The sequence below is a fragment of the Providencia sp. 2.29 genome (genome assembly GCF_015832305.1).
GTDB classification, from domain to species: domain Bacteria; phylum Pseudomonadota; class Gammaproteobacteria; order Enterobacterales; family Enterobacteriaceae; genus Providencia; species Providencia stuartii.
In genome coordinates, this window is the sequence record NZ_CP065420.1 from 1,054,219 (window position 1) to 1,073,277 (window position 19,059).

11 protein-coding genes, 1 tRNA gene, 2 rRNA genes and 1 other annotated feature are annotated in these 19,059 nt (G+C 44.4%); of the genes, 11 read left to right on the forward strand and 3 right to left on the reverse strand.

What is annotated here, in order from left to right:
* Nucleotides 1-11: 11 nt before the first annotated feature.
* The 5 genes from trmD (at nt 12) to I3B46_RS04660 (ending at nt 5,701) form a co-directional block, all read left to right on the forward strand.
* Nucleotides 12-776 carry a tRNA (guanosine(37)-N1)-methyltransferase TrmD gene (trmD, locus tag I3B46_RS04640; RefSeq protein ID WP_004924885.1) on the forward strand — a complete coding sequence of 255 codons (765 nt, stop codon included), beginning with the start codon at nt 12-14 and terminating at the stop codon, nt 774-776.
* A 47-nt stretch (nt 777-823) separates the two neighbouring features.
* Nucleotides 824-1,177, forward strand: coding sequence for a 50S ribosomal protein L19 (gene rplS, locus I3B46_RS04645; protein ID WP_004914006.1), 354 nt, complete (start codon nt 824-826; stop codon nt 1,175-1,177).
* A 428-nt stretch (nt 1,178-1,605) separates the two neighbouring features.
* Nucleotides 1,606-2,700 carry a 3-deoxy-7-phosphoheptulonate synthase gene (locus tag I3B46_RS04650; protein ID WP_004924894.1) on the forward strand — a complete coding sequence of 365 codons (1,095 nt, stop codon included), beginning with the start codon at nt 1,606-1,608 and terminating at the stop codon, nt 2,698-2,700.
* A 14-nt stretch (nt 2,701-2,714) separates the two neighbouring features.
* Nucleotides 2,715-3,836 (forward strand): bifunctional chorismate mutase/prephenate dehydrogenase, encoded by a 1,122-nt coding sequence (gene tyrA, locus I3B46_RS04655; RefSeq protein ID WP_004924884.1) that lies wholly within the window; start codon nt 2,715-2,717, stop codon nt 3,834-3,836.
* A 302-nt stretch (nt 3,837-4,138) separates the two neighbouring features.
* On the forward strand, nt 4,139-5,701 hold the full coding sequence (locus tag I3B46_RS04660) for a methyl-accepting chemotaxis protein (protein WP_004924883.1): 1,563 nt from the start codon (nt 4,139-4,141) through the stop codon (nt 5,699-5,701).
* A 78-nt stretch (nt 5,702-5,779) separates the two neighbouring features.
* Here I3B46_RS04660 and pheA read toward each other — a convergent pair whose 3' ends face one another.
* The 3 genes from pheA to bamD form a co-directional block, all read right to left on the reverse strand.
* A complete protein-coding gene (pheA, locus tag I3B46_RS04665; RefSeq protein ID WP_036941497.1) occupies nt 5,780-6,952 on the reverse strand; it encodes a bifunctional chorismate mutase/prephenate dehydratase in 1,173 nt (390 codons plus the stop codon).
* Between the two features lie 27 nt (nt 6,953-6,979).
* Nucleotides 6,980-7,101, reverse strand: a sequence feature (Phe leader region).
* A 140-nt stretch (nt 7,102-7,241) separates the two neighbouring features.
* The gene (raiA, locus tag I3B46_RS04670; protein WP_014656650.1) at nt 7,242-7,571 is read right to left on the reverse strand and encodes a ribosome-associated translation inhibitor RaiA; all 330 of its coding nucleotides are present in this window, start codon (nt 7,569-7,571) and stop codon (nt 7,242-7,244) included.
* A gap of 395 nt (nt 7,572-7,966) precedes the next feature.
* Nucleotides 7,967-8,698: an outer membrane protein assembly factor BamD gene (gene bamD / locus I3B46_RS04675; RefSeq protein WP_004924881.1), complete on the reverse strand. Its 732-nt coding sequence runs from the start codon at nt 8,696-8,698 to the stop codon at nt 7,967-7,969.
* A 138-nt stretch (nt 8,699-8,836) separates the two neighbouring features.
* Between bamD and rluD the strand changes: the two genes are divergently transcribed.
* The 6 genes from rluD (at nt 8,837) to I3B46_RS04705 (ending at nt 18,930) form a co-directional block, all read left to right on the forward strand.
* Nucleotides 8,837-9,814 carry a 23S rRNA pseudouridine(1911/1915/1917) synthase RluD gene (gene rluD, locus I3B46_RS04680; protein ID WP_004924880.1) on the forward strand — a complete coding sequence of 326 codons (978 nt, stop codon included), beginning with the start codon at nt 8,837-8,839 and terminating at the stop codon, nt 9,812-9,814.
* Nucleotides 9,814-10,548 (forward strand): purine nucleoside phosphorylase YfiH, encoded by a 735-nt coding sequence (yfiH, locus tag I3B46_RS04685; protein WP_088499061.1) that lies wholly within the window; start codon nt 9,814-9,816, stop codon nt 10,546-10,548. The genes rluD and yfiH overlap by 1 nt, the downstream gene beginning before the upstream one ends.
* Before the next feature lie 126 nt (nt 10,549-10,674).
* Nucleotides 10,675-13,248 carry an ATP-dependent chaperone ClpB gene (gene clpB / locus I3B46_RS04690; RefSeq protein ID WP_004924878.1) on the forward strand — a complete coding sequence of 858 codons (2,574 nt, stop codon included), beginning with the start codon at nt 10,675-10,677 and terminating at the stop codon, nt 13,246-13,248.
* 510 nt (nt 13,249-13,758) lie between these two features.
* Nucleotides 13,759-15,298: ribosomal RNA gene (locus I3B46_RS04695) — 16S ribosomal RNA — on the forward strand.
* An 87-nt stretch (nt 15,299-15,385) separates the two neighbouring features.
* A tRNA-Glu gene (locus tag I3B46_RS04700) sits at nt 15,386-15,461 on the forward strand.
* Nucleotides 15,462-15,918: 457 nt separating this feature from the next.
* A 23S ribosomal RNA gene (locus I3B46_RS04705) occupies nt 15,919-18,930 on the forward strand.
* Together the 16S and 23S rRNA genes with 1 tRNA gene alongside form the textbook arrangement of a ribosomal RNA operon.
* Nucleotides 18,931-19,059 lie beyond the last annotated feature (129 nt).

Sequence of the window (19,059 nt, forward strand, 5' to 3'; positions counted from 1 at the left end):
GGGACTAAATAATGTGGATTGGTGTAATTAGCCTGTTTCCCGAAATGTTCCGCGCAATAACCGAGTACGGGGTAACTGGTCGGGCAGTGAAAAATGGCCTGCTGTCTGTTGAGTGTTGGAACCCGCGAGATTTTACTCACGATAAACACAAAACAGTCGATGATCGCCCCTATGGCGGTGGTCCGGGCATGCTGATGATGGTGCAGCCATTAAGGGATGCTATCAATACAGCAAGAACTGAGGCAGGTGAGGGTGCGAAAGTCATCTATTTATCACCTCAGGGGCGCAAACTTAGTCAAGCTGGGGTTTGCGAATTGGCAACGAATGAGAAACTTATTCTTGTTTGTGGTCGATATGAAGGCATTGATGAACGGATCATACAAACCGAAGTTGATGAAGAATGGTCAATCGGTGATTACGTTCTAAGTGGTGGGGAGCTCCCCGCGATGGTGTTGATAGACTCAGTTTCTCGGTTCATTCCGGGGGTACTTGGTCATGAGGCGTCTGCTCAGGAAGACTCTTTTGCAGACGGCTTGTTGGATTGTCCTCACTATACCCGCCCTGAAGTTTTAGACGGCATGCACGTTCCTGATGTTTTATTGTCAGGGAATCATGCAAAGATAGATAGCTGGCGCATGAAGCAATCACTTGGCCGTACCTGGCTGAGAAGACCTGAGCTTCTGGAAAGCCTAGCTCTGACTGACGAGCAAAGGATGTTGCTGAACGAATTCCAAAATGAATATCGTTCTGAGCAACAAGTGAATCCAGACAATTAAATTAATTGTCTAACATATATCAGTTTACCTAGGGTAAGAGAATTATTATGAGCAACATTATTAAACAACTTGAACAAGAGCAGATGAAGCAGGACGTACCTTCATTCCGTCAGGGTGATACTGTGGAAGTTAAGGTATGGGTCGTAGAAGGCTCTAAGAAACGTCTGCAGGCATTTGAGGGCGTGGTTATTGCTATTCGTAATCGCGGTCTGCACTCTGCATTCACTGTTCGTAAAATTTCTAACGGCGAAGGTGTTGAGCGTGTATTCCAAACTCACTCTCCTGTCGTAGATAGCATCGCTGTTAAACGTCGTGGTGCCGTACGTAGAGCTAAACTGTACTACCTGCGTGAGCGTTCTGGTAAGGCTGCTCGTATCAAAGAGCGTCTGAACGCCAAGTAATACGCTTTCGCTACATCCGAAAGTTACGATAAGGCCCGCTTATGCGGGCCTTTCTATTTGTTACCTTATTGATTTAGATAAGTTCACTGTTAATCATTTTCTGAAGTTAGATCTTTCTCTGTCACTTATTTCCCTTCTTATCGACCTAATCGTTAATATATTATCCTCTTAAGTTAAATTACGTACTTTACCTGTTTTTGTAAACATAACTTTACTAAAAGAGTGGTTTTGTATAACAAATGAGCGATATTCAATAGTTTGTTTTATTAAAATCTATTACTTATCAATGTGTTGTATTTGTGTAATTTTTTATTTACGTATGTGGGAATATTTTACATTAATGGATTGTATTCTTTACGTCACATGGTATGTTAATAACCAAGCACTCAAACACAATATATAAACAATAAGTTAAGCAGGTAATAAAAATGATCATGCAAAAAGATGTACTCAATAATGTGAATATTCGTGATGAACAGGTACTGATTACACCTGAAGCACTGAAACAGAAGTTTCCACTGAGTCACAACAATCTGCATGCCATCGCGGCTTCGCGTCAAACAATTGCTGATATTATCCATCAGCGTGACCCGCGCTTACTCGTGGTATGTGGTCCTTGTTCTATTCATGATGTCGATGCGGCGATTGAATACGGGCAACGTTTACAGAAGCTTGCTGCTGAACTGAGTGATAGTTTATATATTGTGATGCGTGTCTATTTTGAAAAACCTCGTACAACAGTGGGTTGGAAAGGATTAATAAGCGACCCTCTTATGGATGGTTCGTTTGATATGGAAAAAGGGCTACATATTGCGCGTGATCTTTTGACCAACCTTGTCAATATGGGGCTGCCATTAGCCACTGAAGCGTTAGATCCTAATAACCCACAATACTTAGGTGACCTTTTTAGCTGGTCTGCAATTGGTGCAAGAACCACAGAATCGCAAACACACCGTGAAATGGCATCAGGGCTATCGATGCCTGTAGGGTTCAAAAATGGTACGGATGGCAGCTTGTCTACAGCCATCAATGCGATGAAAGCCGCTTCTATGCCACACCGTTTTATGGGGATTAATCAGTCAGGGCAAGTGAGCTTATTGCATACCAACGGTAATGAAAATGGGCACATTATTTTACGCGGTGGTAAAACGCCAAATTACAGCCCTGAAGATATCGCGGCTTGTGAAATTGAAATGAGAAAGGCAGGGCTAGAACCTTCATTGATGGTCGATTGTAGTCACGGTAACTCTAATAAAGATTTCCGTCGTCAGCCACTCGTTGTTGATTCAATTATTGAACAAATTTCTAATGGGAATCAATCAATAACCGGTATTATGTTGGAAAGCCATTTACATGAAGGCAATCAAAGTTCTGAGCAACCGCGTAGTGAGATGAAATATGGTGTATCAGTGACGGATGCCTGCATTAACTGGGAAACAACGGAAACGGTATTGCGTAAGCTACATCAAGCATTGTTACCTGTGCTTGAAGGGCGCGCAGAAAAATTTGAAATTGCGAGCTGATACAAGGTATAGGTATGTCTGTAGAATTATCTCATCTTAGAGAACAAATTGATGAGGTTGATAAATCGTTATTAGATTTGTTGGCTAAGCGCTTACAACTTGTAGCTGAAGTTGGTGAAGTCAAAAGCCAACATGGTTTACCTATTTATGTACCTGAGCGGGAGGCGAGTATGTTGGCCGCCCGCCGTCAGGAAGCCGAACGCATGGGGATCCCCCCAGACCTAATAGAAGATATTCTTCGGCGCATTATGCGGGAATCCTATGCCCGTGAAAATGATAAAGGGTTTAAAACATTAAAGCCTGATGCGGGTCCAATAGTGATTGTTGGTGGTGATGGTAAAATGGGGCGGTTATTTAATCGCTTACTAACGTTATCAGGTTACCAAGTTAAAATTTTAGGTGAACATGATTGGGCACAAGCAGAATCAATTGTTAAAGGGGCTAGCGTCGTTATTATTAGTGTTCCGATACATTTGACGGTGCGCGTGATCAAGCAATTACCGAAATTGAACCAAGAAACCGTATTAATCGATATTGCGTCAATAAAACATCAACCTTTGGAAGCAATGCTGGCTGTTCATGAGGGGCCAGTGCTTGGCTTACACCCTATGTTTGGTCCTGATGTTGGTAGCGTTGCGAAACAAGTGTTTGCTTTTTGTGATGGTAGAGGGGCTGAGTCATATCAATGGTTCCTTGAGCAATTACAAGTTTGGGGAGCTCGCTTGAAAAAGATCACTGCGAGTGAGCATGATCGTAATATGAGTTTTATTCAAGCATTGCGCCACTTTACTACTTTCACCTATGGGCAAAACTTAGCGAAAGAACATGTTGATTTGCAGCAATTGCTCGATCTCTCATCGCCAATATACCGGTTGGAACTTGCAATGGTTGGGCGCTTATTTGCTCAAGACCCACAGTTGTATGCTGATATCATCATGTCGTCAGATGAAAATATTGAATTAATTCGCCGTTACTATCAGTTATTAGGGCAATCGATTGAGACGCTCGAACGTAAAGATAAGGCTGAATTTATACGACAATTTAATGAAGTTAGTGATTGGTTTGGTGAGGATGCACATCACTTTATGAAAGAAAGCCAATCCTTGTTGCAAAGAGCGAACGACAATCGTAAGTAATGTATAAAATAGCTTCTAATTTAATTTTAGGAGCTATTTTTTTATTACCAAAATCAAAATATTCCCTCTTCAAACTCGTACGCTTTCTGCTTTACTATCTATAATTTGTTTTAGTTATTGCCATTTTTAATGATGTAAAATATTACATTCTTAGAGTCACTCAGCGATTTATTCTGATTTTGTCTGTTAATATCTATTTATAAAATGAATATTTATAAATTAAACAATTTAACTAATAAAGTTAGTCGATAATCTACCGATATTAACTGTCATAAAATGACGGCCAGTTCGGTGAGGAATCTATGTCTCTGAAAGATATAAAAATAGGTGTAAAACTTTTTATTGCGTTTGCGTTCTTTATTTTTCTTCTGCTCTTAAGCTCGGCGCTGTCCTTAATTAGCTTAAACAAAGCAAATAATGGTATTCAAGACATTATCTATAAAGATTATCCAATGACTGTTAATGCTAATCAGCTAATGGATAATTTTTATTCTTATATAGGGATACAGGAACTCATTTTATTGGATGATAGAGATAGTGAAAGACGCAGAAATGAACTAAAGAAAATCAGCTCGAATGTTGTTCGACTACTCAAAGAGCTTGATGAAAATGCCAAGGATCCACAGTCTATTGCTGTTCTTGCGGAGATCTATGATGTTCGTGAACGATTCCTTCAGTCACAAGCTAGGTTGAGTGAATTTCTCAATAACAATAATCGAAGCGCTGCTATCGATGAAATGATGAACAAAACATCGGCAATACAGCGTGAATACCGCGAGAAAGTACAACAATTTATTGAAGTGCAAAATCACAGAATGCAAGCCGCGGGCGTTATTGTCGATGGTGATTACCATTTTAATAAATATTTATTAATAACCCTCGCGATTATCAGCATTGCTATAGCTTGTATTATGGGATGGTTTATTACCCTGTCGATTACACGGCCTCTGGGAGCCGCCGTTGGCTTTGCTCAAGCGATTGCGGAAGGGGATTTAACACAACATGTTGAAATAAAAAATCAAGATGAAACTGGGGTGCTATTGCGAGCGCTAGTCGAAATGAAAAAGCGTTTGTTAGAAATTGTACAAGAAGTACAAAATGGCTCTGAAAGTATTTCAGCCGCTGCGGGGCAAATTGTTGCAGGAAACCAACATCTAGCGGCAAGAACCGAAGAGCAAGCAACCTCTGTGGAAGAGACTGCGAGTTCTATGGAACAAATCACATCGACAGTACAAAATACGGCAGAGCATACTCACCAAGCGACACAATTGGCCGCAGACACTGCGGTTGTTGTAGCCAATAATGGTCGCATGATGAATGAGGTAACCAACAAAATACGTGCTATTCATTCATCTTCTAACCAAATGACAGAAATTATTAATCTAATTGATTCTATTGCATTCCAAACAAATATTCTTGCATTGAATGCATCTGTTGAAGCCGCACGGGCAGGGGAACATGGCCGTGGTTTTGCAGTGGTTGCTGGTGAAGTTAGGTTACTTGCCCAAAAAAGTGCTAACTCGGCAAATGATATTCGTCTGTTAATTGAAAATTCGTTAACACGAACTAAAGAAGGTATGGAATTAGTTGAACATGTAGAGCAGCAAATTGATGGAATGATCAAAAATGTTGAAGAGATGGATCAACGGCTTCAGGAGATAGGTCAAGCTAGCCACGAGCAGAGCGCTGGAATATTACAAATAAACAGTGCGGTTGGACAACTTGATGTGACGACACAACAAAATGCAAGTTTAGTCGAGGAGTCAGTCGCGGCGGCAGCGTCATTGAATGAGCAAGCATTGCATTTAAAACAGCTGGTTAATTATTTTCAGGTAAGTGCGACTCACGAAAATAGGTCAGTGTAATAAGTAAATAGTGTGTGTCAGAAGCCAGTCATGTGAATGACTGGCTTACTATTAACGTATCAGCATAGATAAAATAGATTAAGGCGTAATTTTTTCTGGTTCAACGGGGACAATATTTTCAGAAGGATAGCAGCCTAACACCTTAACAGAACGGGTTATTGCAATCAGCTCTTTTAGTGCCTGCTGCATATTTTCAGAACGTAAATTGGCATGCACATCAACATAGAACATCTCTTCCCAAGGCTTACCATTAATAGGGCGTGATTCCAGTTTACTCATGATGATCTTATTATTTTTTAAGATGATTAGAGCATCAACAAGAGCACCGGCCTGTTGACCAGTTGTAATGAGTAATGTGGTTTTTGCAGGAACTTGCTCAGTGACCTCAATCGCTTGCTGAGCAACAACGATAAAGCGTGTCATGTTAATTTGTTGGTTGGCAAGATTATGTTCTAGCACTTGCAAGCCATATAGCGCGCCGCCTGCTTCACTTCCTAGTGCCGCAACATTTGGCGAGTTTTGTTGAGCAACATTCTGCATTGCGGTTGATGTGCTATCACAATATTCAATTTTCCAATGCGGGAATTGGGCTAAATATTGGCTACATTGTTGGAATGGTTGTGGATGGCTGTAAACCGTCTCTATTTTGCTAAGATCAGCCCCTGCGGTTGTGAGCAAGCAATGGTTTATTGGTAGTCGAATTTCACCTACGATTGAAAGGGTGGTGTTCTGTAATAGGTCATAAACATCGTTAATGGCGCCTGAGCTGGTATTTTCAATAGGTAGGATACCATAGTCGGCTTGACCACTTTCAACGAGTGAGAAGATATCTTGGAATTTATGGCAGCTACATTCAACTAATTGGTCAAAATGTCGGGCAGAGTATTGGCGAGCAGCAATATGTGAATAGGAGCCTTTAGGGCCTAGGAAGGCAAAACGGGCGGAGTCATTTGGTGTTAAGTTTAAATGTTGCTGTAAGATGGCTTGTTGAGTAAGAACGGAATCTTCAATGATCATTTGAAACAGTCGTGTAACATAAAAACCATCTAACCCTAATGGCTTGGCTTTATTGATCAAAACATCCAGTAATTGGCGTTCACGCTCTTTGTCTCGAATTGGACGGTTATCTTCTAATTTTGTTTGAGCTACTTCAACGGCATACCCGCGTCTCTTAGCCAGTAGGCCGAGAAGTTCACTGTCTAATTGGCTGATTTTTTCACGTATCTTCAGTAAATTAGTACTGTTGTCCATCCTACCTTCCCCATAAAATATCAGTAAATAAAAAAAGCCCCCTAGCAGGGGGCTTTCAAATCTTGTCATCTTTTCTTTCTCGAACGACAAAAGCCCCTTAGTAGGAGTGGCTAAAGAAAGAAAAGAAAACAAAATTCATGTGCATCATTATTTACCTATTATTGACCATTTCTTAAATAGACCCGATACACGGGCAGATGTCAACAAAAAAGATATTGGGGAAATTAAAAACGCGCCCAAGATAGGCGCGTTGATAAGGTTTCAAGATAAGTTTGTAGACAATATAAAATTATAACGTAACAAGGTTAGCTTCTTTTACACTATTACTGGCTCTTCTTGATTCTCCTTTATGTTGCACTTTGTTCAGTTGTCTTTCGAGTTTATTAATTAATTCATTGATGGCGACATACATATCTTCATGTTTGGCGCTTGCAACGAGTTTTCCTGTAGCAGTTTTGATGTTGGCATCAACCATAAAACCTTGTGGTTCTTTTGATAATACAACGTGAGTATTAATCAAAGCGACTTGCCATTTGTCGAGTTTAGTCAGACGGCTCTCAATGTGATCTCGGATAGCAGGGGTAATATCCATTTGTTTGCTAGTTATGTTTACTATCATATAGTTACCTCTCATTGTTTCCGTCTTTGATGTATTCAGAATACTGACTATTTATCTAAAAAAATTGATATAGATCACGCTTAATGAACAGGATAATCCTTCGCGAACCGAACTGTGATTCAGGATAAAAAAGAGAGGGAAAGAGATTGCCAAGTTGAGTTTCTTGAGCGAAACTGAAAAAGTTGACTATCAATACGGTAAATAGTCGGTACTTTATTTGGGCTAAAATTCAGATAAAGAGTAAACAATAAAATAGTGGCCTAAAAAAGATTATTTATCGTCAATTAAAGTTGCCTTCCGATTTTGTCTTTGATTATTTTATATGCTCAGTTTCACTTTTATGTGATAAACAAAAACAGCAGCCTAAGCTGCCGTTTTCAATGTTGATTTTTCTGTTAATTTGGATTGGCTGCAATAAGGTTAGCAACTTTATTTGCTTCTTCATCTAACCCCATCTGCTTATAAGCTATTTCCATGTATTTTAATGCATTACGGGTAGCTTCAGTATCTGGGTAGTCCCTTAGCATTTGTTGTACTCGATTGACAACCGCGACATAAGCGCCACGTTTGTTGTAGTATTCAACAACAGAGAGGTCAAACCTTGCTAAACGATCTTTTAAATAAACAAGACGCTTACTGGCGTCATTAGCATAGAGGCTGTTAGGATAGTAACGCACTAATTGGCTGAAGTCTTTGAATGCGACGCGTGCATGTTGTGGGTCTCTATCTGAACGGTCTACGCCGAAGAAACCTTGTAACAAGCTGTCATCAAGTGCCATTGCCGTTAGCCCACGCATATAAAGGACATAGTCGATATTTGGATGAGTTGGGTTTAAACGCATAAAACGGTCAATCGCAGCTATCGCCATTGGTAGCTCGGCTGATTTATAATAAGCATAAATCAGGTCTAATTGTACCTGTTGGGCGTAAGGGCCAAATGGATAGCGGTTATCTAACGCTTCTAATTGCTTGATGGCCGCTTTATAGTTGCCGTCCTGCAACTTTTGCTGGCCAATACTGTACATTTCAGCCGGAGTACTATCAGGGCTGACTTCATTATTGCTGGAGCATCCGGTGAGTACCAGGCTCAACGTGGCAGCAGCCACCAGATATTTGATACGTATCATCACGTGTTGGTTATCCTCTGAGTGTTTCGAGGGAGACTATCCGTAAGGCTCCCGGCAAAATTCGAGTTACAATAACATATATTTTAAATAAAACGGCATCGCCGTCAAAATACAAACACTAAAAAAGTAGATTAATTTATGGCTCAACAAGTACAACTTAATGCAACTGTTGCTGAATCACAGCTCGGTCAACGTTTAGATCAGGCTTTAGCGGAATTGTTCCCTGATTATTCACGTTCACGTATAAAAGAGTGGATTTTAGACGATAGAGTGCAGGTTAATGGAAAAGTTATCAATAAGCCAAAGGAAAAAGTTTTAGGTGGCGAACAAATTTTAGTCGATGCACTGATTGAAGAGGACAATCGTTGGGAGCCGCAAGATATTCCTCTTGATGTTGTGTATGAAGATGAGGATATCCTCGTTATTAATAAGCCTCGTGGGCTAGTTGTTCACCCAGGTGCAGGGAACCCAGATGGCACTATATTGAATGCACTATTGCACCGCTATCCTGAAATTGTTGATGTACCACGAGCTGGTATTGTCCACCGTCTAGATAAAGACACGACGGGATTAATGGTGGTTGCGAAAACCGTACCCGCTCAAACACGCCTTGTAGAATCATTGCAATTACGCGAAATCACCCGTGAATATGAAGCAGTTGCTGTAGGGCGAATGACTGCGGGTGGTATGGTCGAAGAACCCATTTCAAGGCATCCGACAAAACGTACTCATATGGCTGTTCACCCAATGGGGAAACCTGCGATAACACATTATCGCGTGATGGAGCATTTTAGAGCTCATACTCGCTTGCGTTTACGTTTGGAAACGGGAAGGACACACCAAATTCGTGTGCACATGGCCCACATTAACCATCCTTTGATTGGTGATCCACTGTATGGCGGACGTCCTCGTCCATTAAAAGGGGCAAGTGAAGAATTTTTTGAAGTCATGCGTAAATTTGATCGCCAAGCACTGCATGCAACGATGTTGCGACTGTATCATCCTATTTCAGGGATTCAAATGGAGTGGCATGCACCACTACCGGATGATATGGTTGAACTTATTGAAGCCTTAAAGGCAGACTATCAACTGCATAAAGACGATATGGATTGGTAATGAGCTCATTGATTTTTCCTGACTGGCCTAAGCCTAAGAATGTATCATGCTGTAGCACCACACGTATTGGTGGGGTCAGTTTGTCGCCATTTGATAGCCTCAATTTAGGGGGGCATGTAGGTGATGATCCCTCGGCTGTCAGTGAAAATCGTCATCTCTTACAGACCTTGGCGGGCTTGCCACAACAACCGTTGTGGCTTGAACAAGTCCATGGCACAAAAGTATTGTGCTTAACTGGTGCTGCCATTGACAACAAACAGGCGGATGCTGTCTATACTCAACAGGTAGGGCAGGTGTGCGCTATCATGACCGCTGATTGTTTGCCTGTTCTTTTTTGTAGCAAAGATGGTCGTGAAGTCGCGGCGGCTCATGCGGGTTGGCGCGGGTTGTGTGATGGTGTGCTTGAAAATACGGTAGCACAATTTAATTGTGATAAAAAAGACATAATGGCTTGGTTAGGGCCTGCCATCGGGCCTGAAAAATTCGAGGTCGGTGCCGAGGTGAAAGCAGCATTCGTCAAACAATCGAGTGAACTCGCATCAGGGTTTACGGTTCACGGCGAAAAATATTTAGCAGATATCTATTTATTAGCACGCAAAAAGCTGCAAGCAGCAGGTGTTTCATCAATTTACGGCGGTACATTTTGTACCGTGAGCGATAAAAACAGATTTTACTCCTATCGCCGTGAGGGTAAAACGGGGCGCATGGCCTCATTGATATGGGTAAATAACTAGTGCTTAGTGATTTATTCTGAATTAACTGATATCACTAAAATAATTTAATTATAAACTTGAATAAATAAAAATAGACCTCATTTATTCACCAGAAGCAATTTTAATCCCATTTTTAGTGGAGGTGTTATGCGTCTGGATCGTTTAACTAATAAATTCCAGCAAGCGCTCGCTGACGCCCAGTCATTAGCCCTTGGGCGCGAAAACCAATTTATAGAACCTATTCATTTATTAAGTGCACTGTTTAATCAAGAAGGTGGCTCTGTTCGTCCTTTGTTGACAACAATTGGTGTTAATGCAGGGCAATTGCAACAAAAAATTGAAGATGCACTCGCACGCTTACCGCAAGTGCAAGGGGTTGCCGGTGATGTGCAACCATCAAGTGATTTGATCCGCCATTTAAATTTATGTGATCAACTCGCTCAAAAAAATGGAGATGAATTTATCTCCTCCGAACTGTTTCTTCTCGCTGCTTTAGAAGCTAATACATCACTTGCAGACATGCTCAAAGCGGCCGGTGTGAATAAAGCAAATTTAAATAAGGCAATAGACGAGATGCGTGGTGGAGAAAAAGTGAATGACCAAGGTGCTGAAGACCAGCGCCAAGCGTTAAAGAAATTTACTGTTGACCTGACTGAGCGTGCTGAGCAAGGCAAATTGGACCCAGTCATTGGGCGTGATGAAGAGATTCGCCGTACAATTCAGGTTTTGCAGCGTCGTACAAAAAATAACCCTGTATTGATTGGTGAGCCAGGTGTCGGTAAAACCGCCATCGTCGAAGGGTTAGCGCAACGTATTGTTAATGGGGAAGTGCCAGAAGGGCTAAAAAATAAACGTGTCTTATCCCTTGATATGGGAGCATTAATTGCAGGGGCGAAGTTCCGAGGCGAATTTGAAGAACGTTTAAAAGGCGTACTAAACGACCTCGCAAAACAGGAAGGTAATGTGATCCTGTTTATCGATGAGTTGCATACGATGGTGGGTGCAGGTAAAGCCGACGGCGCAATGGATGCCGGTAACATGTTGAAACCCGCATTAGCGCGTGGTGAATTGCATTGCGTTGGTGCGACAACTCTAGATGAATATCGTCAATATATTGAAAAAGACCCTGCTTTAGAGCGCCGGTTCCAAAAAGTTTATGTGGCAGAGCCAAGCGTCGAAGATACGATCGCGATTTTACGTGGTCTGAAAGAGCGTTATGAGCTGCACCACCATGTGCAAATTACGGACCCTGCTATCGTAGCGGCGGCGACATTATCGCATCGCTACATTACGGATCGTATGTTGCCAGATAAAGCTATCGACTTAATTGACGAGGCTGGTGCAAGTTTACGTATGCAAATGGATTCTAAACCTGAATCCCTTGACCGTTTAGAGCGCCGTATTATTCAACTGAAATTAGAGCAACAAGCTCTGAAAAAAGAGTCTGATGATGCGAGTAAAAAACGTCTTGATATGCTTGAAGAAGAATTGGCGGAAAAAGAGCGTGAATATTCTTCATTAGAGGAAGAGTGGAAAGCAGAAAAAGCCTCGTTAACAGGCACTCAGCATATCAAAGCTGAGTTGGAAAATGCACGCTACGAAATGGAAAAAGCACGTCGTAGTGGTGATCTGGCTAAAATGTCAGAGCTGCAATATGGCCGTATTCCTGAGTTGGAAAAACAGCTAGAAGCAGCGACAAAAGCAGAAGGCAAAAATATGAAGCTTCTGCGAAATAAAGTCACTGATGTTGAGATCGCTGAAATTCTTGCTCGTTGGACTGGCATACCTGTTTCTCGTATGTTGGAAAGCGAAAGAGAAAAATTACTGCGTATGGAGCAGCAATTACATCAACGCGTAATTGGTCAAGATGAAGCGGTTGTTGCTGTTTCAAATGCAATCCGCCGTAGCCGCGCGGGTCTATCAGATCCTAATCGCCCAATTGGCTCATTTATGTTCCTAGGGCCAACAGGGGTCGGTAAGACTGAGTTATGTAAAGCACTGGCAAACTTTATGTTTGATAGTGATGATGCGATGGTGCGTATCGACATGTCAGAATTTATGGAGAAACATGCCGTTTCCCGCTTAGTGGGGGCTCCTCCAGGCTATGTTGGTTATGAAGAAGGGGGCTATCTAACAGAAGCTGTCCGTCGTCGCCCTTATTCTGTGATCTTATTGGATGAAGTTGAAAAAGCGCATCCAGATGTCTTTAACATTTTATTGCAAGTGTTGGATGATGGACGTTTAACAGATGGGCAAGGTCGTACTGTCGATTTCCGTAATACGGTGATTATCATGACGTCGAACCTAGGTTCTGATTTGATCCAAGAGCGTTTTGGTACAATAGGCTATTCAGAAATGAAAGATATGGTCATGGAAGTGGTTTCTCATAGTTTCAGACCTGAGTTTATTAACCGTATCGATGAAGTCGTTGTGTTCCATCCATTAGGTAAAGAGCACATTACTAATATCGCGAACATTCAGCTTGGTCGTCTATATAAACGCCTTGAAGAGCATGGTTATGAAGTGAGTGCAACACCCGCTGCGTTGGAGAAAATTGGAGAAGCAGGGTTTGACCCAATCTTTGGTGCTCGTCCATTGAAACGAGCAATCCAACAAGAGATTGAAAACCCACTGGCACAAGAAATATTGTCAGGCAAATTAATTCCAGGTAAACCAGTCGTTCTGGATGTTGAAAATGATGAGATAGTGGCTAAACAGTAAAACTCAACATTTCAATTAGTAAATAGAAAGGCGATCATCAGATCGCCTTTTTACTTTTGATAGGCATAAAAAGGCGATTTTGCTGTAAAAACCGGCGTAAAGTTTAAAAAGTAGTCGGTTGTCATTTTTTTTCAAAAAAACACTTGCCAGAATTTTCTGACTCCCTATAATGCGCCTCCACTGACCGACGATGAGCCGACACTGAATGTGATGGCAAGCCCAACAGGCTAACGAAGGCAGGCGAGAGATTCTGAAAAGAATAAGCGAAAAAAAAGCTTGACTCTCGATGAGGAAAGCGTAATATACGCCACCTCGCGACAACGACCTAACTGGTTAATATCGAAAGATAAAGTCGCAACGCTCTTTAACAATTTATCAGACAATCTGTGTGGGCACTCACAGGACACTATCAAAAAAATATTTGATTTTAAAGTCTTGAAGAGTGACTAACACGTTAATTCATATATGAAAGAATGTAGTCAGTTTAATTCTTTGAGCATCAAACACTTTTAATTGAAGAGTTTGATCATGGCTCAGATTGAACGCTGGCGGCAGGCCTAACACATGCAAGTCGAGCGGTAACAGGGGAAGCTTGCTTCTCGCTGACGAGCGGCGGACGGGTGAGTAATGTATGGGGATCTGCCCGATAGAGGGGGATAACTACTGGAAACGGTGGCTAATACCGCATAATCTCTTAGGAGCAAAGCAGGGGACCTTCGGGCCTTGCGCTGTCGGATGAACCCATATGGGATTAGCTAGTAGGTAAGGTAATGGCTTACCTAGGCGACGATCCCTAGCTGGTCTGAGAGGATGATCAGCCACACTGGGACTGAGACACGGCCCAGACTCCTACGGGAGGCAGCAGTGGGGAATATTGCACAATGGGCGCAAGCCTGATGCAGCCATGCCGCGTGTATGAAGAAGGCCCTAGGGTTGTAAAGTACTTTCAGTCGGGAGGAAGGCGTTGATGTTAATACCATCAACGATTGACGTTACCGACAGAAGAAGCACCGGCTAACTCCGTGCCAGCAGCCGCGGTAATACGGAGGGTGCAAGCGTTAATCGGAATTACTGGGCGTAAAGCGCACGCAGGCGGTTAATTAAGTTAGATGTGAAATCCCCGGGCTTAACCTGGGAATGGCATCTAAGACTGGTTAGCTAGAGTCTTGTAGAGGGGGGTAGAATTCCATGTGTAGCGGTGAAATGCGTAGAGATGTGGAGGAATACCGGTGGCGAAGGCGGCCCCCTGGACAAAGACTGACGCTCAGGTGCGAAAGCGTGGGGAGCAAACAGGATTAGATACCCTGGTAGTCCACGCTGTAAACGATGTCGATTTGGAGGTTGTTCCCTAGAGGAGTGGCTTCCGGAGCTAACGCGTTAAATCGACCGCCTGGGGAGTACGGCCGCAAGGTTAAAACTCAAATGAATTGACGGGGGCCCGCACAAGCGGTGGAGCATGTGGTTTAATTCGATGCAACGCGAAGAACCTTACCTACTCTTGACATCCAGAGAATTTAGCAGAGATGCTTAAGTGCCTTCGGGAACTCTGAGACAGGTGCTGCATGGCTGTCGTCAGCTCGTGTTGTGAAATGTTGGGTTAAGTCCCGCAACGAGCGCAACCCTTATCCTTTGTTGCCAGCGATTCGGTCGGGAACTCAAAGGAGACTGCCGGTGATAAACCGGAGGAAGGTGGGGATGACGTCAAGTCATCATGGCCCTTACGAGTAGGGCTACACACGTGCTACAATGGCGTATACAAAGAGAAGCGACCTCGCGAGAGCAAGCGGAACTCATAAAGTACGTCGTAGTCCGGATTGGAGTCTGCAACTCGACTCCATGAAGTCGGAATCGCTAGTAATCGTAGATCAGAATGCTACGGTGAATACGTTCCCGGGCCTTGTACACACCGCCCGTCACACCATGGGAGTGGGTTGCAAAAGAAGTAGGTAGCTTAACCTTCGGGAGGGCGCTTACCACTTTGTGATCCATGACTGGGGTGAAGTCGTAACAAGGTAACCGTAGGGGAACCTGCGGTTGGATCACCTCCTTACCGTTGAAGTGTTTTGTGAAGTGTTCACACAGATTGTCTGATGAAAAGTAGAGCAAAGCCAATCGAAGATTGACTGAAGACCTTGTTGTCCCCTTCGTCTAGAGGCCTAGGACACCGCCCTTTCACGGCGGTAACAGGGGTTCGAATCCCCTAGGGGACGCCAATCTTTGGTGTACAATCGAAAGGCTGCGCGTCGACCTTTCTGCGTTGTGCGGTGCTCGCGATGCTCATGTACCTGGTGTACATTCCGCTCGCTGCGCGCCTACGCCTTGAAATGTCTTAGCTCGCACTTTCTCGAAAGTGCTAGTAATAATGATTAAGCTAATTCAGTGAGTTAGCTTAACAATTATGCTCTTTAACAATCTGGAACAAGCTGAAAATTGAAACAACGCACATTGTTTATCGCTTAAACAATGTGAGAGTCTCTCAAAATTTCAAACCTGAAATTTTCGGTCATTCAAACGAGTGGCATGAGCGAGCAGGGTGAAATTCAAGGCGGACAGCGCGCAGCAAGCGCAGCGTACAGGAGTACGTGAGCATTGCGAGCACTGCCCAACGCAGAAGTTCACCACGCACAGCCATGACAGTCAGGTGATCGTTGAAACAATTTCGGGTTGTGAGGTTAAGCGACTAAGCGTACACGGTGGATGCCTAGGCAATCAGAGGCGATGAAGGACGTGCTAATCTGCGAAAAGCGTCGGTAAGGTGATATGAACCGTTATAACCGACGATGTCCGAATGGGGAAACCCAGTGCAATTCGTTGCACTATCGTTTGATGAATCCATAGTCAAACGAGGCGAACCGGGGGAACTGAAACATCTCAGTACCCCGAGGAAAAGAAATCAACCGAGATTCCCCTAGTAGCGGCGAGCGAACGGGGAGCAGCCCAGAGTCTTAATCAGCATCAGCATCAGGAGAACGGTCTGGAAAGGCCGGCAATAAAGGGTGATAGCCCCGTATCCGAAGGTGTTGGTGTTGTGAACTCGACGAGTAGGGCGGGACACGTGTTATCCTGTCTGAATATGGGGGGACCATCCTCCAAGGCTAAATACTCCTGATTGACCGATAGTGAACCAGTACCGTGAGGGAAAGGCGAAAAGAACCCCGGCGAGGGGAGTGAAATAGAACCTGAAACCGTGTACGTACAAGCAGTGGGAGCCCCACCACTAAGCCAGTGGTGAGTCATCACAGCGTCATCCTTACTTGATGGCGGTTGGCGGAACGTCCTTTGTGACGCCCAACCCAAAAAATCAAGCAAAGGGGGCTTAGTGGTGGGGTGACTGCGTACCTTTTGTATAATGGGTCAGCGACTTATATTCTGTAGCAAGGTTAACCGAATAGGGGAGCCGTAGGGAAACCGAGTCTTAACTGGGCGAATGAGTTGCAGGGTATAGACCCGAAACCCGGTGATCTAGCCATGGGCAGGTTGAAGGTTGGGTAACACTAACTGGAGGACCGAACCGACTAATGTTGAAAAATTAGCGGATGACTTGTGGCTGGGGGTGAAAGGCCAATCAAACCGGGAGATAGCTGGTTCTCCCCGAAAGCTATTTAGGTAGCGCCTCGTGAACTCATCTTCGGGGGTAGAGCACTGTTTCGGCTAGGGGGTCATCCCGACTTACCAACCCGATGCAAACTACGAATACCGAAGAATGTTATCACGGGAGACACACGGCGGGTGCTAACGTTCGTCGTGAAGAGGGAAACAACCCAGACCGCCAGCTAAGGTCCCAAAGTCATGGTTAAGTGGGAAACGAAGTGGGAAGGCTCAGACAGCCAGGATGTTGGCTTAGAAGCAGCCATCATTTAAAGAAAGCGTAATAGCTCACTGGTCGAGTCGGCCTGCGCGGAAGATGTAACGGGGCTAAACCATGCACCGAAGCTGCGGCAGCGACATGTAAATGTTGTTGGGTAGGGGAGCGTTCTGTAAGCCTGTGAAGGTGTGCTGCGAGGCATGCTGGAGGTATCAGAAGTGCGAATGCTGACATAAGTAACGATAATGCGGGTGAAAAACCCGCACGCCGGAAGACCAAGGGTTCCTGTCCAACGTTAATCGGGGCAGGGTGAGTCGACCCCTAAGGCGAGGCAGAAATGCGTAGTCGATGGGAAACAGGTTAATATTCCTGTACTGGTGATAATTGCGATGGGGGGACGGAGAAGGCTAGGCTGGCCGGGCGACGGTTGTCCCGGTTTAAGGATGTAGGTGGGTGAATTAGGCAAATCCGGTTCGCTATACACTGAGGTCTGATGACGAGTCACTACGGTGGCGAAGTAGCTCATGCCCCGCTTCCAGGAAAAGCCTCTAAGCTCTAGATTATCATTAATCGTACCCCAAACCGACACAGGTGGTCAGGTAGAGAATACTCAGGCGCTTGAGAGAACTCGGGTGAAGGAACTAGGCAAAATGGTGCCGTAACTTCGGGAGAAGGCACGCTGGCATTAGGTGAAGTGGTTTACCCATGGAGCTGAAGCCAGTCGCAGATACCAGCTGGCTGCAACTGTTTATTAAAAACACAGCACTGTGCAAACACGAAAGTGGACGTATACGGTGTGACGCCTGCCCGGTGCTGGAAGGTTAATTGATGGGGTTATCCGTAAGGAGAAGCTCTTGATCGAAGCCCCAGTAAACGGCGGCCGTAACTATAACGGTCCTAAGGTAGCGAAATTCCTTGTCGGGTAAGTTCCGACCTGCACGAATGGCGTAATGATGGCCAGGCTGTCTCCACCCGAGACTCAGTGAAATTGAACTCGCTGTGAAGATGCAGTGTACCCGCGGCAAGACGGAAAGACCCCGTGAACCTTTACTATAGCTTGACACTGAACATTGAGCCTTGATGTGTAGGATAGGTGGGAGGCTTTGAAGTGTGGACGCCAGTCTGCATGGAGCCAACCTTGAAATACCACCCTTTAATGTTTGATGTTCTAACGTAGCCCCATAATCTGGGGTGCGGACAGTGTCTGGTGGGTAGTTTGACTGGGGCGGTCTCCTCCCAAAGCGTAACGGAGGAGCACGAAGGTTGGCTAAGCATGGTCGGACATCATGCGGTTAGTGCAAAGGCATAAGCCAGCTTGACTGCGAGAGTGACGGCTCGAGCAGGTACGAAAGTAGGTCTTAGTGATCCGGTGGTTCTGAATGGAAGGGCCATCGCTCAACGGATAAAAGGTACTCCGGGGATAACAGGCTGATACCGCCCAAGAGTTCATATCGACGGCGGTGTTTGGCACCTCGATGTCGGCTCATCACATCCTGGGGCTGAAGTAGGTCCCAAGGGTATGGCTGTTCGCCATTTAAAGTGGTACGCGAGCTGGGTTTAGAACGTCGTGAGACAGTTCGGTCCCTATCTGCCGTGGGCGTTGGAAGATTGAAAGGGGCTGCTCCTAGTACGAGAGGACCGGAGTGGACGCACCGCTGGTGTTCGGGTTGTCATGCCAATGGCACTGCCCGGTAGCTAAGTGCGGAAGAGATAACCGCTGAAAGCATCTAAGCGGGAAACTTGCCTTGAGATGAGTCTTCCCTGACTCTTTAAGGGTCCTAAAGGAACGTTTAAGACGAAGACGTTGATAGGCTGGGTGTGTAAGCGTAGCGATACGTTGAGCTAACCAGTACTAATGAACCGTGAGGCTTAACCTGACAACACCGAAGGTGTTTTAGAGAGACGATTGTTGAAGTGCACGAGATAGAGTGGTGCGAGAAATCAGCTTGTTCAAGATTGCAGTTCTGGTTTGCGGTGTCGACGCGAACGAGAACGAAACCGAATTT

Excerpts from the sequence above, each read along its gene's own strand:
- trmD (WP_004924885.1), top strand. The coding sequence starts at position 12 with ATGTGGATTGGTGTAATTAGCCTGTTTCCCGAAATGTTCCGCGCAATA.
- rplS (WP_004914006.1), top strand. The coding sequence starts at position 824 with ATGAGCAACATTATTAAACAACTTGAACAAGAGCAGATGAAGCAGGAC.
- I3B46_RS04650 (WP_004924894.1), top strand. The coding sequence starts at position 1,606 with ATGATCATGCAAAAAGATGTACTCAATAATGTGAATATTCGTGATGAA.
- tyrA (WP_004924884.1), top strand. The coding sequence starts at position 2,715 with ATGTCTGTAGAATTATCTCATCTTAGAGAACAAATTGATGAGGTTGAT.
- I3B46_RS04660 (WP_004924883.1), top strand. The coding sequence starts at position 4,139 with ATGTCTCTGAAAGATATAAAAATAGGTGTAAAACTTTTTATTGCGTTT.
- pheA (WP_036941497.1), bottom strand. The coding sequence starts at position 6,952 with ATGGACAACAGTACTAATTTACTGAAGATACGTGAAAAAATCAGCCAA.
- raiA (WP_014656650.1), bottom strand. The coding sequence starts at position 7,571 with ATGATAGTAAACATAACTAGCAAACAAATGGATATTACCCCTGCTATC.
- bamD (WP_004924881.1), bottom strand. The coding sequence starts at position 8,698 with ATGATACGTATCAAATATCTGGTGGCTGCTGCCACGTTGAGCCTGGTA.
- rluD (WP_004924880.1), top strand. The coding sequence starts at position 8,837 with ATGGCTCAACAAGTACAACTTAATGCAACTGTTGCTGAATCACAGCTC.
- yfiH (WP_088499061.1), top strand. The coding sequence starts at position 9,814 with ATGAGCTCATTGATTTTTCCTGACTGGCCTAAGCCTAAGAATGTATCA.
- clpB (WP_004924878.1), top strand. The coding sequence starts at position 10,675 with ATGCGTCTGGATCGTTTAACTAATAAATTCCAGCAAGCGCTCGCTGAC.